This is a genomic window from Gordonia soli NBRC 108243, from assembly GCF_000334455.1.
Lineage (GTDB): Bacteria > Actinomycetota > Actinomycetes > Mycobacteriales > Mycobacteriaceae > Gordonia > Gordonia soli.
The window spans coordinates 1-578 of record NZ_BANX01000059.1 but is presented as its reverse complement, the minus strand read 5'-3'; the positions used below and the strand labels follow the sequence as shown (position 1 = coordinate 578).

At 64.9% G+C, this 578-nt stretch carries 1 protein-coding gene; it reads left to right on the top strand.

Annotation, left to right across the window (positions count from 1 at the left end; translation table 11 throughout):
- The coding region (locus tag GS4_RS24650; protein WP_040511845.1) for a helicase-related protein at positions 1-578 on the top strand (578 nt) is incomplete at both ends.

Sequence of the window (578 nt, the reverse complement as noted above, 5' to 3'; positions counted from 1 at the left end):
TCGGCGACCCCCGGCGCGTACGAGCTCGGCCAGTCCAACGGCGAGTTCGTGGAGCAGGTGATCCGCCCCACCGGCCTGGTCGATCCCGAGGTGATCGTCAAGCCGACGAAGGGCCAGATCGACGACCTCGTCCACGAGATCCGCGAGCGGTCCGACCGGGACGAGCGAGTCCTGGTGACCACGCTGACGAAGAAGATGGCCGAGGATCTCACCGACTATCTGCTCGAGCTGGGCATCCGCGTGCGATATCTGCACTCCGAGGTCGACACGCTGCGACGGGTCGAATTGCTGCGGCAGTTGCGTTCCGGCGAGTACGACGTGCTCGTGGGCATCAACCTCCTGCGTGAGGGTCTGGACCTACCCGAGGTGTCGCTGGTGGCGATCCTCGACGCGGACAAGGAGGGCTTCCTCCGCAGTTCCACCTCGCTCATCCAGACCATCGGTCGAGCGGCCCGCAACGTGTCCGGCCAGGTACACATGTACGCCGACAAGGTGACCGACTCGATGCAGAACGCGATCGAGGAGACCGAACGTCGACGCGCCAAGCAGATCGCCTACAACACCGAAAAGGGCGTCGA